Here is a 16,688-nt window from a genome sequence, read left to right as displayed (position 1 = left end):
GTATTTAAATGACTACTGAAAAAAAAATAATCACTTCTTTTCCTTATAAAGTAAATGTAATTGAAAATGAATGGCTATATCTTTCAGATGGTACACGCTTATCATACAGATTATGGCTGCCAGAATCCGATATTCCCCTTCCGACCATCCTTGAGTATTTACCCTATCGAAAAACTGATGGTACTAGAGCGAGGGACAATCCGATGCATGGATATTTTTCCGGACACGGGTATAATGTTATTCGTGTTGATATGCGGGGAACTGGTGAATCAGATGGTTTATTAATGGATGAATACCTGAAACAAGAACAGGACGATGGATTGGAAATAATTGATTGGATCAGCAAACAGCCTTGGTGCGACGGAAATGTTGGAATGATGGGAAAATCTTGGGGTGGATTTAATTCTTTACAAATTGCTGCCCTCCGACCACCTGCATTAAAAGCTGTAATCGTAGTGGGCTATACAGATGATCGCTACAATAATGATATTCATTATAAGGGTGGGCTCATCCTAAATGATAATTTCTGGTGGGGCGCTATTATGATGGGATATCAATCACGAGCTTTAGACCCTAATATCGTAGGCGATGTATGGGAAGACAAGTGGTTACATCGCTTGGAAAATATGCCATTATGGATGGCCAACTGGTTAAACCATCAAACCCGTGATAATTATTGGAAACATGGGTCGGTATGTGAAAACTACGAAGACATTGACGTTCCGATTTTAGCTATTGATGGCTGGGAAGATGCTTATACCAATACAGTTCTCTCACTCCTTAAGGGTGTGAAAGTGCCTAAAAAAGGAATCATTGGACCATGGGCCCATGTTTACCCTCATGATGGTATTCCGACACCAGCTATAAACTTTCTTGGAGAAAGCAAAAAATGGTGGGATCATTGGTTGAAAGGAATCGATAATGATGTTTTAGATGGACCAATGATACAAGCTTGGATTCAAGACAGCATGACACCCTCATCCTGCAAGCCTTATAGTAAGGGAAGGTGGGTTGGGATTGAAAATTGGCCAGCCGCAGATGTAAATCCGACAGAGTATTATTTAGAATACGGAAAAATCACTGAAAGTAAATCAACAACAGATGAAATAATGAAGTTAAAAACACCACTTAATCATACATTACTTGCAAATGAATGGATGGCCGCAGGTGTTCTGGGGGAGTCCCCTTGTGACCAGAGATTGGATAATGGATTAGCGAGAGTTTTTGATTCTGAACCACTTGATGATGCAATTGATATTTTCGGATACCCTGAATTTTCAATTGAGCTTAAAAGTGATAAACCAGTCGCTATGCTTTATGCGTCCATTTGTGATGTAGCACCCACAGGTGAAGTTGAGAGAGTTTCATATGGAGTTATGAATTTGACACATTTACAAGGCCATGACCAGGTTGTTCCTCTTCATGAAGAGACTTATGTTACCGCAAAAATAAATTTAGACTGTTGCGGTCATAGGTTTTTAGCTGGACATAGGATTAGATTGACTTTGGCTTCTAGTGCGTGGCCAATGTTTTGGACAATGCCTGAAGATGTAACGTTAACGTTAAATCTAAAAAAAGCCGTTTTAACTTTACCATTATTTACTGGAAATGATTGTGACGGACCTGATGAATATCCTGAATCAGCACCGCTTACACCCACTTCCTTGTTAAAAGAAGGTTTTGTTGAAAGGCAAGCAACTTATGATTTAGTGACTGATACTTGGACTTATATAACTAATGGCGTTGGTGGAGTTTTTGGAGAAGGTATTTATCGTTTCGATGAAGTCGACGTAACTGTAGAGCACAATCTTAGAAGAGAACTTTCATTATCGAACAAAGATCCATTGTCAGCTCGTTATACAATCACTCAAAATATGTCACTGAGTAGAGCAGGTTGGAATACGAATACTGATATTGTTGTAACGCAAACGTCTGATAAAGATTATTTCTTTATCAAAGGTTCTATGGAATCTTATAAAAATGGACAGTCTGTTTACCAGCATACATGGGATGAGAAAATTAAGAGGGAGGGACTTTAATCTTTTTTGACAAAAATTATTAGGTGCATTCCTTTTATTAGTTACTCACTTTCCCTTGACAGTGAGCCTTGCCGCCTGTTTGTTTTCACTGTTGCTACCTTGCCTTTCACTGACAAGTCTCACTGGCCAAGACTGTATTGGACTTTCACCATTGCTTTATTACTCATGCACGATGCAATAGAAAGAATCCGGCGTTCAGTGATGATACTGAACGCCGGATTCTTTCTATTTTACCCCATTATATAAGTAGCTTAAGACAGCATTTCCCATGACTTTGGCTGCTATCAGCAGGCAATCTTCGTTGATGACAAATTTCGGGTGATGGTGCGGATACCATTCATCACCGTCTTTGGTCGCACCGACATAAAAGAAACAGCTTGGCTTTTCTTGCGCATAATAAGCGAAATCTTCAGAAGGTGTTTGCGGTTCGCAGCGAACCACCTCAGTGACACCGTCAATAGCTGCCTCTTTTGTTGTATTTGCAAACATCTTGGTCAATGCATCATCATTAACGAGTACCGGATAATCATGGACATAGTCCAATTCATAGGTGATTCCGAAGGCTGACGCAATGCCGCTCAGCAACTGTTTAAACTCTTTCTCGATGAGTATGCGGGTTTCTTCAGTCATTATCCTGACATCGCCTTTTAAAATAACTGAGTCTTTGATGACGTTGGCCGAGCCTTTTCCGTCAAATGAACCAATCGTCACTGTAGCTGTGTCAAAGGGATTGACTCTGCGGCTGACGATTGTCTGGACGGCTGTGACAAACTGTGCTGCCGCAACGATTGTATCATTAGCATCTTGCGGCATGGAGCCGTGTCCGCCCTTGCCTTGTAATTTGATTGAAAAAGTCGTCCGACCGGTTTGCACAGGCCCTTCGCGGTATGCGATTTTTCCGAGACTCAGATTGGACATCACATGTGCGCCGAACACATGGTCATAGCCGTTGAGACAGCCGGCTTCGACCATGCCCAATGCACCGCCTGGTGGTGTTTCTTCCGCCGGCTGGTGAATGATGCGGATGCGTCCGGGCAAGTCATTTTTCAATTCGATTAGTGTGTCCGCCAATATCAGCATATAAGCAGTGTGCCCGTCATGACCGCAGGCGTGCATCACACCGGGAGTTTTGGACGCAAACGGCAAACCAGTGTCTTCCTGAATCGGCAGCGCATCAAAGTCGGCGCGCAGTGCCAGACTAGGCCCCGGCTTTCCGCCTTCGATGTCGACGAGTATCCCGTAGCCGCCGCCAAAATTACGATGTACGGTACAATCTTTCCCTTCATAAAAATCAGCAATCAATTGTGCTGTTTTTTCTTCATGAAATGACAATTCAGGGTTTTCGTGCATGTATCGGCGCAGCCTGATCATTTCAGGTTCTTTTGCCTTCAAGCGCTTCATCAGCTCTTTCTTTAAAGCATCCATGTAGACACTTCCTTTCTTTTACTCTGCTACTATTTTTTCGCTGTTGTTGATTTTTGTCAAGTGCGCGTCTGAACAGTACTTGCGTGAGCGGCTATACGAGGCTATCCAGCTGAAAAGCGTCAGAGCTGTCAAGACAAGCAAGACACCCCATGCAGTTTGATACGAGCCGCTGGCATCATACATGGACGCAACGAGAAGCGAGCCGACAGACATGCCTACTTGCAGAGCACTGCTGACATAACCGTATACTTCACCGTACTGTTCAGCCCCGAAAATCGAAGCTGTCACAAGCGGCGGCGAAACAGACCCTATCCCGATGCCTAAACCGAAAACGACCGCCATCAGATAAACCATGACGATACTGCTGCCGAAAAACATACAGACAAATGCTGCACCGAACGTCACACAGCCGAAAATCGAGCTGACGACAACACCCCAGCGGTCATTCACCCAGCCGAGAATCAGCTTCCCAAGCACGCCGACAATCGAATACACTGAAATGACTGTGGCTGCAACAGCCGGCGACTGCATTTCTTCAAGAGCCGGCGGGAATTGACCCAGCGCTCCGCTGTTGATGATGCCGTTAAGTGCCATACCAATCAATAGAATGATAAAAAACGGTTTTCTCAGCACGTCTTTTGTTGCCAGTTCAACTGTGACTGATTCGGCCTGATTAGTTTCTTTACTGGCAGTCTGGCTGAGCGGCTCACTGGCGCCATAGGGTTCCAGTCCCATATCCGAAGGCTTCTTTTTAAATACGAACAGAGCAACCGGCAATGAAACGACTAACAGGATGACTGCCATAATCATATAAGTCGTGCGCCAGCCGAAGCGTTCCAGCCACATCGTAATCAGCGGACTAAAAACGAACCCGCCGACACCGATACCGGTCATGGCGATACTCATGGCCAGTCCTCTTTTTTTTACGAACCAGTTTGTGATGACAATACTGATTGGAATAATAGTCGAAAACAAATAGCAAATGCCAATGATGAATGATGACAGATATAAATGGATGGGACTCTGTGCCAGCCCATACGATGCGTAGGCCAGTGTAAAGACAATGATGCTGACGCTTTGAATTGTCCGCAAGTTGCCTGTGGTTATTTTTTTTGCAACGAAAGGCGATAAAAAGATGCCGACCGACTGCAATATCGTATTACTCAACGTAAAAGCACTCCTGCTTATCCCCATTTCAGCAGTGACTGGAATCAAAAATTTATTCGCCATCGCAACGACACTCGGTACCAATGTGCTCGTCAGCAAGAGCGCGCCAAGAACAATCCACCAACCGTAAAAAATTTTATGTTTCTTCATTAACTCATCCCCTCATATTTTCTAACTCAGCAGCCGGACTAGCGCAGATAGTTCAACGCAATTTCCTTATTGACATCAATCATCTGGTAAAATTGCGGAATCGGCACACATTCATTAGGCTGATGCGCCAAAGACGTGTCCCCGGGCCCGACAATGATTATCGGAAAATCTTTTGCCGCTCTGCTGAACTGGGACCCGTCGGTATAGCCTGTCAAGCTTTTGATGACCGGCTCTTTCCCGGCAACTTTCCGGATGATTTCAGCGGTCAGCAAAGTGAACGGGTCATCCTTTTCCGTGCGAATCGGCGGCAAGTCATTGACAAAAGCGACTTCGCCCTTGAAATATTCCAGCCTGCCGTCGAGCGCCCGTACCATCTCTTCAATGTCTGCTTTCAGTTTTTCATGATTCTGCCCCGGAACTGTGCGGATATCGACATTTGCCACACATTTATCCGGTACGACGTTATTGCCGCTGCCGCCTTGCAAAATATTAAGGCTGGCAGTCGAAGTGCCCAGCAAAGTATCTGTGGCGCAGGAAAAATCAAAAGTGTCCTTGAACTGCCGGATGACCTCCAGCATCTGGTCGACAGCATTGACGCCCAGTTGCGGCATAGAGCCGTGTGCTGTTTTTCCGTATGTGGTGAACTGCGGCCAGAGAGCGCCTTTGTGTGCAATCACAACATCCAGTTGCGACGGCTCGCCGATAACCAGTGCATCCAAGTCATCCGCATACCCTAAATCAGTCAGCTGACCAGCACCAACAGCTGCCGTTTCTTCCCCGACGGTAATCAGCAACTTAACTGTCCCGGCAAAAGGCGCACCTGCTTCTTTCAGCTGTATCAGTGCGACCACTTGTGCAATCAGCCCGGCTTTCATGTCACATGTGCCGCGGCCGAAAAGCAGCTCCCCCTCTTCAACTGCCGCAAAGGGCGGATGTGTCCAAGCTACTTCCCCCACCGGAACAACATCCATGTGGCCGGAAAATCCGAGTACCGGCCCTGCTCCTTTGCTTCCTGTCAGCGTGACAACCAGCTGGTCGCGGTTTTCTGCGTAAGTCACCCGCTCAAACGGAATCTCATGTTGCGCAAAAAGTGCTGCTAAGTGATTGACGACTTCTGTTTCCTTTCCTAAAACTGTCTCCATTTGCACGACTTCTTTCAAGAGTGCCAATGCGTGTTCTTTGTTCATCGGTTTCCCGCCCTTCTTTAATATCTCCCTAAATTGTAAGCGTAATCAACTGATGTTTCCTCCTTCTTCTTTTCTGAAAAAAAACAATTCATTCTAAACGGCATTTTTTGAGAAAAAAAAGTTACTAGAACAGGTCGTTTATTTTCTTGCCGTATTGTATAATGTTGGTAATATCGACTCTTGAAATGGGGATTTGCAATGAGTAACGACAAATACAAACTGGCTCTACTGCAGGTGACTGCTAATAAAACACTTTATTTCCAGGAAACAACCATTCTATTTCTTGTCAAAGGCGACTTGATGGTAGAAGTAGAGAATCAGGAGTTCGCCTTGGTTGACGGCGACCTGCTGGTTTTCAACCCGAATGAATCTATCAAAATCACACGACAATTCCGCAAAGAAACCGCCCTTTTTGAAATTCAAATCGACAGCATGTTTTTTTCCTCTCTTTACCCGCGTTTTTTTTCAACAAAATTCGAGTGTTTTCCCAGTCAGATGGAAACCGGCAAACGTGAAGCCATCACCAATATGAAAAAACATGTCGCTGAACTGCTGATAAGCCACTACAGTGCAGACATGACCAAAGAACTGCGGCTGTCCATGAACTTGCACCAAATCATTTTGCTTTTGATTCAATTTTTCCAAAAAGAAGCCAACTTTTATCAATACCATCTTTACAATGAAAAAATCGTGGAAGTGATTGATTATATCGGACAAAGCTATCATCTGCCGCTGACACTGGAACAAGTGGCCGGACATTTTTTCATGTCATCTTCCGCATTATCCAAACTGTTCAAAGCAGAAACCGGGCATTATTTTTCCCACTATCTTAATAACCTGCGCGTCCGTCAAAGTTTAAGGGATTTGCTGCACAGCCGTTTGGGCATTGATGACATCGCACAAAACAACGGATTCAGCAACAGCAAAACATACCGGGTGCACTTCAAGCGGGTATTCGGAACGTCGCCTGTCAAATACCGCCAAACATTTTTCAATAATAATGAAGACATCAGCCGATTGCGAAAGCCGCAGCATGAAGAACTGTTAAAAGAACAAGAAACAGATTTGCTGGCTGCTCTTTACTACTACGCCCATCAGCCCGAAGGACATGTGGCAAATATTGAAGTGGTGGAGACACACAAAAAACTCTCGATCAAAACCCAAAATGTCCGCGAGCAAATCAATGCCGATATCATCGTGCATGTCGATACTTTTGAAGACCTGTTGAACACAGGAATCCGCGAAGAAATCCGGCAGGCAAAAAAAGCCATCAATCTAAAGTATATCGGCATCCAAAATCTGTTTCACGATACTCCGGATGCGTACAGAGTGTATGAACAGGAAAAGCTGACAGTCTTTTCACCGTATGGTAAATTTGATGCTGTGCTCGATTTTCTTGAATCACTGCAACTCGGCGTGTTTTACCAATTATCGCTGACCGATTACGAAACGATTTCCAGTTTTTATAAACGGGAACGGCAGCAATTTCTGAGGCACATCGCCATGAAAAAAGGCAGTGATTTTTTTAAAACGTGGAAAGTGGCCTGCCTCTTCAACCAGAACGATTTACCCCGCAGCGTCGCTCTGTTTAAAGAAATTCAGCACACTTTGCACGGGATTGACCCGGAAATACAATTGGGAGCTGAACTGCCTGTGTCTTATCCTGACTACACCTTTCAAAATGACGAACTGTGCAGTCTGTATCTCAACCAAGTGATTCCTGAATGCCGGTTTTTGTCTTTCCGTTCTGAACCGAACTACACGTATGAAACAGCCAACACGGTTGTGCCTGATCTGGAAAAATTTTATGAATTTGTCTATAAGGAAGTCAAAGCACTGAAAGGCCGTTTAAGCGACTGGCACATCGACTTGCCTCTTTACCTGTCTGAATGGAACACTTTAACCGGAAAAAGCCGCACCACTAACGGCATGTTTTTCAGAGGAGCGCTGGTACTGCAAGAGGTGCTGAAGCTTGATTTGCAGGTAGCCGGCTACGGCTTCTGGCTGAACACCGACTTATTTGAAAACAATCACCCAATCAAACCCATCAAATATGACGGGCTTGAACTTTACGTCAACTATGCCGGCAAGCGCCCGATTTTTCATGTCCTTGCCATTGCCAATCGCCTGAAAGGAAAAGTGCTTGCCATCGGTGAAGAATTCATGCTGACCAAGCATTATGACAACTACCAGCTGCTGCTCTGGAATGCCAATTATTTTGCCCCGCATCTGAGCAAAGAAGAAAGCTTTCTTGAAAGCCAGTCCATGACATTCAGAATTGAAATACCGGAAATTGAAAGCCGGACGTACCAAGTCAAACAACTGGATTTCAACCGCCAGCATGGAGCGATTTTTTATGCTTATGAAGAGTTTAAATCAAGCGAGCCGCTCGATTATGAATCGCACATCTATCTGTCTGAAATCAGCCGGCCCAAGATGCAGGTGTTTGATTTGGAAGTCAGAGACGGCTTTGATTTTTACTGTATGCTGGACACCAATGCAGTGATGCTGCTGGAGCTGACTGCCGTCAATTAAATGAAAACAGCCCCGCAAACGGCAGTGTTGAGAGGCCGCTTGCGGGGCTGTTCATCATTATTTTGTCTATTCCTGAGGCAGCAGACGATCTTCGCCAAACCATTTTTCACTGATTTCTTTTGCTTTGCCGTTGTCATAAACAGCTTTCAGTGCTTCATTGATTTTTGCAACAGTCGCTGTGGCGTCTTTGCGGCAGCCGATTGCAAAATTTTCCTGTTCATATTCGCTCGGTGCAATCGCAAAAATATCTTTCTCTGCCTGATGAGAAATGTAATATTCAGCAAATACTTTGTCAATAATCAGACCGTCTATCCGTTTGCTTTCCAAATCCATAAACGCATCCGTAAAGGTTGGATAGAGGACAGGCTCGTTGTTTTGGACAAAATCTTTCATCAGTTCCGGTGAATTTTCAAACGAATTTTGCCCGCTCGAGCCTTCCTGAGCCCCGACTTCCTTATCTTTCATGTCCTTGAAACTATTAATGTTGGATTCTTTCAATGACACCAGCACTTGATCATTTACTAGATAATAATTGGTAAACAGCACTTTTTGCTTGCGTTCTTCTGTAACCGTATAACCGTTCCAAATCAAATCAATCGTGCCGTTTTCCAGTTCTGCTTCTTTCATCGACCAGTCAATCGGTACAAACTCGGTTTCAACACCCAGTTCCTCACCTACAGCTTGCGCCAGCTCGATATCAAACCCGACCAAATTATTATCTTCATCTCTGAATCCCATCGGCACAAACGTATCGTCCACACCAATCAAAATTTCGCCTTTATCTTTGATTTTTTGCCAGTCATCTCCGGCTTCCTTCTTGTCGCTGCTGCCGCAGCCCGTCAGTATCAGTGCTGAACATGCCAGCCCGACGATACCCAATACAATCTTTTTCATGAAATTCCACTCCTTATTTTATTGGTGATACTTCGATAATCTGGTCTGCCACTTTTTTGGCAAACTCGTGGTCGTGTGTCACAATGATTTGCGTCACGTTCTCCTCTTTTAATAGTAGGATGTTTTCAGCCACACTGTCCCGCAGTGCCGGATCAAGCGCACTGGTCGGTTCATCATAGCAAAGCACACGCGGCTTCATTAACAGCGCACGGGCAATTGCAACACGCTGTTTCTGCCCGCCGGACAGCTGAAACGGGTAGTTCCCTGCCTTGTCGCCCAAACCCAAGTTATTGAGAATCGTTTGAGCCTCTGTTTTGGCTGCCGCTTTGCTTTTTTCAGAAACAAGTACCGGCGCCAAAATTAAATTGTCCATGACGGAAAGATGCGGGAACAGATTAAACTCCTGAAACACGACACCAATACGATTTTTTTCTTCCTGCGGACGCTGGGGGTCGACTTTTTCACCTTCAATCAGGATATCGCCTGTGTCCATTTCTTCCAGTCCGCTGATACATCTCAACAACGTCGTTTTCCCGCCTCCGGAAGGTCCGACCACTGCCAGTATCTCTCCCAAGTTCATGGAAATGGTGAAGTTGTCCAATACCTTTTTGTCACCGAAAGATTTGGAAACATTTTTTATTTCAAGCATTTCAGTCCATCCTTCCTTTAATTGTAATAGCTTAATTTCTTTTCTATCAGTTTCAAGACAATTGTTACTAATCCGGTCAAGACGAGATAAATCACCGCAACGACCAGTAGCGGGGCAATGCTTGCTTCGCGCTGCATGGCGATTCTCCCGGCCTTCATGACTTCGCTTAAACCGACAGCATAAACCAGCGATGTATCTTTTACCAGTGTGATAATCTCATTGCCGATGGACGGAAACACGATTTTCACAACTTGAGGTATCACGATTTTCCGGATTGTTTGAATTTTTGACAATCCTAATACTTTTGCTGCTTCATATTGTCCCTGCGGGATTGCCTGAATCCCGCCTCTGAAAATTTCCGCAAAATAAGCCATGTAGTTTATCACAAAGGCAATCAATACTGCGGCCAAACGGTTTTGAATGACGATGCCCAAAAACGGCAGACCGAAAAACACAAAAATCATCTGCAACAGCAGCGGAGTACCGCGGATGACCCAGTTAAACGTGCTGACGAGTACACTCAGCGGTTTGAACCGGCTGACAGCCCCCAACCCTAACATAATCCCTAACGGCAATGACATGATAAATGTCAGGCAGAATACCTGCATCGTCGTTTTGGTCCCTTCCAGCAATGCTGGTAGTACTTTCATGACAAGTTCCATTCTTCTTCTCCTCCTGCTGACTTGCTTTGTAAAATAAAAAAACCTCTTGGCGAATGTGCCAAGAGGACGCTGTCTGTGTACGTGGTGCCACCTCAATTTTTCTCTACCTCACAGTAAAGAACTCTGCCAGTCTGACGACTGAACCGGTAACGGCGGCTCCGGATTTTTCTACTGGGCACTCTTTCCGCCGTTCGAAAAAACAACTCCAAGGTGTGTTCGTTAAAAGGCTTTTTCTCTTTTCCACCAACCAAGAGCTCTCTGAAAAAAGCTGATTCCAACTACTTGTCCTTATCCAAGTTTTTCATGTGTTTCTAATACTATTGTTAATAAATTATCATGTTATGTCATTTCTGTCAACAACAATTTCATCATTGTTACTGAAAATATCTGAAAACGAGTCGCTGACAAGCGCTGAAAAGGATGATGTTTGCCGGCCGCCCGCAACATAATTGTGGTACAACTCGATTCCTGAAACAAGCCATTCTTGATATTCGGGCTGAAAACTGCTAGTACTTCGGGCAATCGTTTTTTTCAGTTTTTCCCATTGGGTTTCCGGAATGGCTAAAATATCCTTGGCAAATTCCCTGTCGAGGTCGGCCAGCTGTTTTTCTTTCGACCGACTGTCTTTTAAAAGCTCAATCAAAAAACCATAGCTGATTACTGCGAATGCCTCATCAGATATATCGTATCGGCGCAGTTCTTCAGTGAACTCCCTCAGCACATTTTGCCGCTCTGCCTCTGCCAGCTTCTTGTCTTTGCGTTTTTTAAATCCAAACATCTTGCACACCTCATTTTCATCGTCACAATTGATACTCATATCATACCTGAATTCTCTTCGTCTGGGTAGCGATAATTCTTGAATGTTTGTTGTTGTCACTACTTATTCATGGTAAAATAACTTTGTTACTAAGGAGGAAAATCAATGATGACACTCATTATATTATTTCTATTCGCTTATCTTCTTGGTTCGGTTCCTTCCGGGATTTGGATAGGAAAAGTGTTTTATCAAAAAGATATCCGGGAGTTCGGCAGCGGCAACTCCGGCACCACCAACACATTCCGCGTGCTTGGATTCAAAGCCGGCGTCACTGTTTTATGTATGGATATTCTGAAAGGCACGCTGGCAACACTGCTTCCGGTGCTGTTTCATTTATCTGTCAATCCGCTGTATTTCGGTATCGCTGCTATTTTGGGGCATACTTTTCCCATTTTCGCCAATTTCAAAGGCGGAAAAGCCGTCGCCACCAGTGCGGGCATGCTGCTGGCTTATAATCCGCTGTTTTTCGTCTACTCAGCGGCTATCTTTGCTATTATTTTATTTGTGACAAGTACGGTCAGTTTGGCAAGTATGGTGAGTGCCGTATTAATCACGCTGTCCACTGTTTTTCTTCCGGTAATCTGGCCGCAGATTCTGCCTGAGCACGACTGGGTGCTGACGGTACTGGCTATCCTTGTGACCCTCTTTATCATCGTCAGGCACAGGGAAAACATTCAGCGTATCCGCCAAGGTACGGAAAACCGCGTGCCGTTTGGATTAAACAAGTCGAAAAAAACGTAACAATCAAAAAGAGGCTGGTTTAGTTGAATTCTTATTTTTTGCGTATCTCATAGATATCTGAAAATCCTCTTTGTCATATTACTCCGAACCCGTTCCATATGACGATACCACACTAAATTATCCAGAATCTCATTTTAGTATTAAAAAGCAGTCCTCTCAATATTGAGAGGACTGCTTTTTAAATATTTGTTATCTGTACCTATTTAGGGTCCCTGCATAGGTAGCAAAATATAATTTAGCGTCTGGTTCATAGACTACCTTAGTTCTAGTTAAAGTACCATAATACAATGCGCCCATATAATTATAGTTGTTTACGTAAGTTGTAGATGGTGGATAAGCAGATGTTCTTAAAGTGTAATTGCTTACATATACGTAGCTCGGAGCGCCATACAATGTGATTGAGTTTGAGTCAGTTTCTGGTTCGTTAACAAGAGTGACTGAACTTGGATTGGTCTCTGGTTCATCAGCAAATGCAGTTGTTTTTAACCCAATTACGGACAAAAGTAAAATAGAAGTAAGGCAACTAAGCACAATTTTCTTCATTTTTAATTTCTCTTTTTTTTGAATGTTTGATATACCGCACCCCTAACGACCCACCTTTCTATATACGATACATCAGATAGAAAGTCAAATTTTTCTTAAATCTACCTTTTAAATTATGATATAATAAAAATAGTTACATATCCAGTTATATTATATAATAGGACAGAATATAAAATTTTTGAAATAGTAAAATATTCTGAAATAACCAAAATTTCAGAACATGTATCCTGATGTCATTGACAACAAATATTTTAAAAATAATCAGAATGAAAACAGTCTCCAATGCAAGGTTTGAAAAATTACTCGAAAACAATCTGCACTCAAACGTCCTCAACTACGACACACAGAATAACCAAATTAAATCTGACACAACGCGGCATTTTCTAAAAAACAATTAAACTTTTCGCATCCTCACCTGAATGAGAAAATCACAGTTTTCAGCAAAAATTTATTGTTATTTTTCTAAAATGGGTACTTTTAGTCCGGACCGAATAAATATAATTTTTCAATACTGACTCAAAAGGGAGGTTTTCATATGATTATTGATGTAAATAACCTGACGTTTAAGTTTAAAAATAAAATTATCTTTAATGATGCATCCTTTCGCATCAAATCTTCTGGAATATATGGATTAGTCGCCCTAATGGTGCTGGGAAAACGACGTTACTCAATGTTTTAAGTCATTTGTATCTGCCCCAAAGCGGGGAAATAAAATTATTTAATCAAACGATTTCTGACCGAACTATTTTTGATAATGTAAGTTTTTTACAAGATTCGAGTGTACTCTATCCTTATCTTTCAGCCAAAGACCATTTATATTTTATTGCTGATATTCATAAAATACCTAGGAAAAGAGTGATTGACTCGGTTGAATACCTTGATATGACTGATTATTGGGAAAGAAATGTTAAATTTTATTCATTGGGTATGAAACAACGAACACTCTTGGCAATTGGACTTATTTCAAACTCAAAGTTGTTATTTTTAGATGAGCCTTTAAATGGTCTAGACCCTACTAGTATGATTTTAATTCGTGAAGCAATAAAAAAAATGGCCAATAATGGCCAAACGATTCTAATTTCCTCTCATAATTTAAATGAAATTGATAAAGTGACACATGATATCCTTTTTATTAAAAATCAAAAAGTGTGGTTGGAAAATATTTATGGTTACCAAAAAAATATTTTAAAAATTAGGGTTGATACAAAAATTATAAATAAAACAAAAGAAATGTTGGAAATCAACCGTTATGACTATCAGGCGAATGGAACTTCTTTTGAGATATTGTCTCACCAAGAAGATGGCGCTGATATTATTAACTTACTGATTCAGAATAACTTACAAATTACTTCTTTTGAAAAATATATTGCCGGTAGTGAACAACGGTATAAAGAATTATTTGGGGTGAAGTCCAATGGATCTACTTAGGTTTGAATGGAAAAAGCTTATTAAAAGTAAATGGATTTTTTTCTTATTACTTTTCCCATGCTTTATGTCCATTCTTTACTTTTTTGTAAATTATAATCTGACAAAAACAATCCGGCAAGAAACAAAAGAAATGATTATACAAGAAGGCAAACAGTACTCGACCTTAAAAGACTCATTATCAGCTTACAACTTACCAAGAACTGAAGAAGAACAGTTAACTTTTTATATTACGGCCCTTTTAGATACAATAGATACGCAAGTAACTTCAATAGACAAGCGCGAAAATATGATTTTTTTGGATGCTAGTCTGAGGTACAGCAATCAGAAAAAAGAATTTTATTCTTTGTTGAACAAACGTGAGTATCTTTTCACAGGTAAAGAAAAAGAAAAAAATTATTACTTACAGACATTGAAAAATGCTCAGCAATCATATGAGGATATCGAATACTCGTTGCTCTCAACGAATTTTTTATATAAACTACTTAAAAGCATAGCAATTCCTTTCGTGTTACCGATTATACTGTTGATTTTTTTCAGCTGGTTTTCGTTTGAAAAACGTTACGGTTCGCTTGGTTTGATGTTTTTATCTAGTTCTAGTAAAAATCGTTATTTGCGGATTCACATGTTACTTACTTTTGCATTATCCCAAATTAGTCTATTTCTTTTTCTAAGTTATAGTTTATTAACAGCTCGTATTTCTGATGTTTCCTTTTTTGCTAGCAGTCCTTTTCAGTTAAATCGAATCGTTGATACAAATAGTCAGCTACAAACTATTGTAACTATGAGAGATGTACTAGCTGCATACCTGCTGCTATTCCCTTTATTAGTCATTTTTTATCAACAAATTTTTTACCTTTGTGAAGGCTTGATTTCAAATATGGTCGTGTCTATATGCCTTTATATTGTTATTGCTACTGGAATAGGCGGGCTATTATCAAAGTTCCAAGTAGTAGGAAATCCTTTTCGATTACAACGCTTATCTTATTTTTTATATAATGAACCGAATATCGTTGACTTGATCTTTTCGGTAGGTATGCTCGTTATCTTGTGTGTCATAACACACTTAGCGATGAGAAAAATGATTATAAAAAGGGTGCATTAAAATGACTTATTTTAAATGGGAAGCAAGAAAGCTATGGAAAAAAAATAAAATTTTACTATTTCTACTGATTGGTCCTCTAATTGTATGCACCTTATACACATGCAATTATTTCCTAGCTAAAACAGAATTAGAACAAATGAAACAGTCTGTCAAAGAAGATATAGCATTTTCAGGACAATTGAAAGAGACAATGGAGCAGAATATTTTTCTAGAAAGAAATAAGCAAAAACTGGAGAGGTTAACAGCTGAGTCAGGAGAAATTTTGTTGAAATCTCAAAAAGAGATGATCGAAGATATGACCTATTTTGATTCTGCCAAAATGATTGGTGAAAATCAACAGCCAATATCTCAAAGTGTTTTAGATTTGAACTTAGCTGAGATTGACTATATGAAACAAAATAACATACAGCCTCAAAAACCATTAACTTTGTTACTCCCCAAGGACTACCAAACGAATTTTACACACGAAGAATTAGATTCATATAATTATTTAAATGGCGAACGCAGAAATGCAAACGGTTTGCTCTTTATCTATAATTTTTTTAAACAAGGATATAGTACCTATTTTATCGCTTTATGTATTCTTTTATTTGGAAGTTTTTTTTGCAGCGAAAAGACCACCAAACATAATCATTTATCTTTGTTGAAACTCGAAGGAATTTCACTCTCTAAGATATTGTTTACGAAAAGTGCCATCATCTTTTGTTATGTCTGTCTCTTTATTGTTGCACTGTTTTTACCAATGTTGCTTCTATCCATTGTTCTTAGCGGATTGGGACAGGCTTCTTATCCCATTTTATATTATTTTACAACGGATTTAATTAAAGAATATACATGGATTACACTTGCCCAATACATTTTTGAAGCGATTACCCTAATGCTATTCGTTTCATTTTTTTTCATTGAGCTTCTCATGCTTGTAAGTTTCTTTGTAAAAAATGAAATCTATGTGTGGCTAGCTGGTGGTTTATTTTTAATTATCGGTGTTCTGATACCGCCGAGTAGCTTTAATCCATTATCCTATATTCGGGTCGATGAAATTATTTCAGGTGAAATTAACTTGAATCAACACAATGATTTTTTTAGCTTTACTAAAAGTATGCTGGTCCTCTTTGCTGGACTGAGTATTGTATTTATCTTGAAAACCATAACAGGTAAGGTAATGGCAAAAATAAAGTAAGCGGGTAATAATCGACCGTCTATTTTTCTCTAACACTTCCGAGTAAACTGTATCTAACAAGTTTATCGGAGGTGTTTTTTTGAATCAATCATCTAGTATCGTGCCAGTCGTCCTTAAGGACAACTCACCATCAAAAGCCCCTACCACGTCTGTCAAACCTAAACTAGCT

At 41.2% G+C, this 16,688-nt stretch carries 15 protein-coding genes and 1 other annotated feature; of the genes, 7 read left to right on the top strand and 8 right to left on the bottom strand.

Features of this window, described 5'->3' with window-relative positions:
• Positions 1-8: 8 nt before the first annotated feature.
• A complete protein-coding gene (locus CBF27_RS09920; protein WP_126814147.1) occupies positions 9-2,039 on the top strand; it encodes a CocE/NonD family hydrolase in 2,031 nt (676 codons plus the stop codon).
• Positions 2,040-2,264: 225 nt separating this feature from the next.
• Here the strand turns inward: CBF27_RS09920 and CBF27_RS09915 are convergent, their stop codons facing one another.
• The 3 genes from CBF27_RS09915 to CBF27_RS09905 are packed head-to-tail and all read right to left on the bottom strand — an operon-like array spanning position 2,265 to position 5,968.
• On the bottom strand, positions 2,265-3,464 hold the full coding sequence (locus tag CBF27_RS09915; RefSeq protein WP_126814146.1) for a M20 family metallopeptidase: 1,200 nt from the start codon (positions 3,462-3,464) through the stop codon (positions 2,265-2,267).
• Between the two features lie 18 nt (positions 3,465-3,482).
• Positions 3,483-4,781 carry an MFS transporter gene (locus tag CBF27_RS09910; protein ID WP_126814145.1) on the bottom strand — a complete coding sequence of 433 codons (1,299 nt, stop codon included), beginning with the start codon at positions 4,779-4,781 and terminating at the stop codon, positions 3,483-3,485.
• A gap of 38 nt (positions 4,782-4,819) precedes the next feature.
• On the bottom strand, positions 4,820-5,968 hold the full coding sequence (locus CBF27_RS09905; protein WP_126814144.1) for an ArgE/DapE family deacylase: 1,149 nt from the start codon (positions 5,966-5,968) through the stop codon (positions 4,820-4,822).
• A gap of 198 nt (positions 5,969-6,166) precedes the next feature.
• On the opposite strand from CBF27_RS09905, the gene CBF27_RS09900 reads away from it, so the two are divergent.
• Entirely contained in the window at positions 6,167-8,503 is a 2,337-nt protein-coding gene (locus tag CBF27_RS09900; RefSeq protein WP_126814143.1) for a helix-turn-helix domain-containing protein, read from the top strand.
• Between the two features lie 66 nt (positions 8,504-8,569).
• Here the strand turns inward: CBF27_RS09900 and CBF27_RS09895 are convergent, their stop codons facing one another.
• The 4 genes from CBF27_RS09895 to CBF27_RS09880 all read right to left on the bottom strand — a co-directional run bounded on the left by CBF27_RS09895 (position 8,570) and on the right by CBF27_RS09880 (position 11,486).
• Complete coding sequence (locus CBF27_RS09895) at positions 8,570-9,397, bottom strand: amino acid ABC transporter substrate-binding protein (RefSeq protein WP_126814142.1); 828 nt, start codon at positions 9,395-9,397, stop codon at positions 8,570-8,572.
• A gap of 13 nt (positions 9,398-9,410) precedes the next feature.
• On the bottom strand, positions 9,411-10,046 hold the full coding sequence (locus tag CBF27_RS09890; protein WP_126814141.1) for an amino acid ABC transporter ATP-binding protein: 636 nt from the start codon (positions 10,044-10,046) through the stop codon (positions 9,411-9,413).
• 17 nt (positions 10,047-10,063) lie between these two features.
• Positions 10,064-10,708, bottom strand: a complete 645-nt coding sequence (locus CBF27_RS09885; RefSeq protein WP_126814140.1) for an amino acid ABC transporter permease — start codon at positions 10,706-10,708, stop codon at positions 10,064-10,066.
• 59 nt (positions 10,709-10,767) lie between these two features.
• Positions 10,768-11,012, bottom strand: a binding site (T-box leader).
• Between the two features lie 30 nt (positions 11,013-11,042).
• Complete coding sequence (locus tag CBF27_RS09880; RefSeq protein WP_126814139.1) at positions 11,043-11,486, bottom strand: hypothetical protein; 444 nt, start codon at positions 11,484-11,486, stop codon at positions 11,043-11,045.
• A gap of 147 nt (positions 11,487-11,633) precedes the next feature.
• Here CBF27_RS09880 and plsY point away from each other — a divergent pair, with 147 nt between their 5' ends.
• Entirely contained in the window at positions 11,634-12,266 is a 633-nt protein-coding gene (plsY, locus tag CBF27_RS09875; protein ID WP_126814224.1) for a glycerol-3-phosphate 1-O-acyltransferase PlsY, read from the top strand.
• Between the two features lie 189 nt (positions 12,267-12,455).
• On the opposite strand, the gene CBF27_RS09870 is transcribed toward plsY, so the two are convergent.
• Positions 12,456-12,809: a hypothetical protein gene (locus CBF27_RS09870; RefSeq protein WP_126814138.1), complete on the bottom strand. Its 354-nt coding sequence runs from the start codon at positions 12,807-12,809 to the stop codon at positions 12,456-12,458.
• 535 nt (positions 12,810-13,344) lie between these two features.
• Between CBF27_RS09870 and CBF27_RS14390 the strand changes: the two genes are divergently transcribed.
• Genes CBF27_RS14390 through CBF27_RS09855 form a run of 4 tightly spaced genes read left to right on the top strand, consistent with a single transcriptional unit; the run spans position 13,345 to position 16,519 of the window.
• Positions 13,345-13,488, top strand: coding sequence for a hypothetical protein (locus tag CBF27_RS14390; protein WP_245986041.1), 144 nt, complete (start codon positions 13,345-13,347; stop codon positions 13,486-13,488).
• Positions 13,489-13,493: 5 nt separating this feature from the next.
• The gene (locus tag CBF27_RS09865) at positions 13,494-14,237 is read left to right on the top strand and encodes an ATP-binding cassette domain-containing protein (protein WP_245986039.1); all 744 of its coding nucleotides are present in this window, start codon (positions 13,494-13,496) and stop codon (positions 14,235-14,237) included.
• Positions 14,224-15,339 (top strand): hypothetical protein, encoded by a 1,116-nt coding sequence (locus CBF27_RS09860; protein ID WP_126814136.1) that lies wholly within the window; start codon positions 14,224-14,226, stop codon positions 15,337-15,339. The genes CBF27_RS09865 and CBF27_RS09860 overlap by 14 nt, the downstream gene beginning before the upstream one ends.
• 1 nt (position 15,340) lies before the next feature.
• Positions 15,341-16,519 carry a hypothetical protein gene (locus CBF27_RS09855; protein WP_126814135.1) on the top strand — a complete coding sequence of 393 codons (1,179 nt, stop codon included), beginning with the start codon at positions 15,341-15,343 and terminating at the stop codon, positions 16,517-16,519.
• Positions 16,520-16,688 lie beyond the last annotated feature (169 nt).

This window comes from Vagococcus acidifermentans, from assembly GCF_003987655.1.
GTDB classification, from domain to species: Bacteria; Bacillota; Bacilli; order Lactobacillales; family Vagococcaceae; genus Vagococcus_B; species Vagococcus_B acidifermentans.
The sequence above is the reverse complement of the archived record's forward strand: the minus strand, read 5'-3'. Positions and strand labels throughout refer to the sequence as shown.

What these genes read in the sequence shown, in the direction of transcription:
- CBF27_RS09920 (WP_126814147.1), top strand. Translation starts at nt 9, where the DNA reads ATGACTACTGAAAAAAAAATAATCACTTCTTTTCCTTATAAAGTAAAT.
- CBF27_RS09915 (WP_126814146.1), bottom strand. Translation starts at nt 3,464, where the DNA reads ATGGATGCTTTAAAGAAAGAGCTGATGAAGCGCTTGAAGGCAAAAGAA.
- CBF27_RS09910 (WP_126814145.1), bottom strand. Translation starts at nt 4,781, where the DNA reads ATGAAGAAACATAAAATTTTTTACGGTTGGTGGATTGTTCTTGGCGCG.
- CBF27_RS09905 (WP_126814144.1), bottom strand. Translation starts at nt 5,968, where the DNA reads ATGAACAAAGAACACGCATTGGCACTCTTGAAAGAAGTCGTGCAAATG.
- CBF27_RS09900 (WP_126814143.1), top strand. Translation starts at nt 6,167, where the DNA reads ATGAGTAACGACAAATACAAACTGGCTCTACTGCAGGTGACTGCTAAT.
- CBF27_RS09895 (WP_126814142.1), bottom strand. Translation starts at nt 9,397, where the DNA reads ATGAAAAAGATTGTATTGGGTATCGTCGGGCTGGCATGTTCAGCACTG.
- CBF27_RS09890 (WP_126814141.1), bottom strand. Translation starts at nt 10,046, where the DNA reads ATGCTTGAAATAAAAAATGTTTCCAAATCTTTCGGTGACAAAAAGGTA.
- CBF27_RS09885 (WP_126814140.1), bottom strand. Translation starts at nt 10,708, where the DNA reads ATGGAACTTGTCATGAAAGTACTACCAGCATTGCTGGAAGGGACCAAA.
- CBF27_RS09880 (WP_126814139.1), bottom strand. Translation starts at nt 11,486, where the DNA reads ATGTTTGGATTTAAAAAACGCAAAGACAAGAAGCTGGCAGAGGCAGAG.
- plsY (WP_126814224.1), top strand. Translation starts at nt 11,634, where the DNA reads ATGACACTCATTATATTATTTCTATTCGCTTATCTTCTTGGTTCGGTT.
- CBF27_RS09870 (WP_126814138.1), bottom strand. Translation starts at nt 12,809, where the DNA reads ATGAAGAAAATTGTGCTTAGTTGCCTTACTTCTATTTTACTTTTGTCC.
- CBF27_RS14390 (WP_245986041.1), top strand. Translation starts at nt 13,345, where the DNA reads ATGATTATTGATGTAAATAACCTGACGTTTAAGTTTAAAAATAAAATT.
- CBF27_RS09860 (WP_126814136.1), top strand. Translation starts at nt 14,224, where the DNA reads ATGGATCTACTTAGGTTTGAATGGAAAAAGCTTATTAAAAGTAAATGG.
- CBF27_RS09855 (WP_126814135.1), top strand. Translation starts at nt 15,341, where the DNA reads ATGACTTATTTTAAATGGGAAGCAAGAAAGCTATGGAAAAAAAATAAA.